We start from the raw sequence: 350 nt of genomic DNA on the forward strand, positions 1-350 counted from the left end.
CGCTGGCCATCCTCGCGCATGGTTTTCATGCCGCTGGCCTGGGCCGCCACGCGGATCTCGGCTTCGGACGCGCGGTTGTGGATCTGGGCGCTGATCTTGTCGTTCGTCTCTAACAGTTCGTACACGCCGACCCGGCCGTGATAACCGGTCTGGCCGCACTTGTCGCAGCCGACCGCTTTCCACTGGACCGAGCGGCCCTGCGGCGTTTCGACTTCGTCGCGCACCTTGCAGTGCTCGCACAGTTTGCGCACCAGGCGCTGCGCCATCACGCCCAGCAAGGACGAGGACAGCAGGAACGGTTCGATCCCCATGTCGAGCAGGCGCGTGACGGCCGCCGCCGCATCGTTGGT

The 350-nt window shown here is 66.3% G+C and carries 1 protein-coding gene; it reads right to left on the reverse strand.

What is annotated here, in order from left to right; translation table 11 throughout:
• On the reverse strand, window positions 1–350 hold a 350-nt coding region (locus F2P45_RS34775), incomplete at both ends, for a GspE/PulE family protein (protein ID WP_223164937.1).

The organism is Massilia mucilaginosa, from assembly GCF_011682145.1.
Taxonomy (GTDB): domain Bacteria; phylum Pseudomonadota; class Gammaproteobacteria; order Burkholderiales; family Burkholderiaceae_D; genus Telluria_A; species Telluria_A mucilaginosa.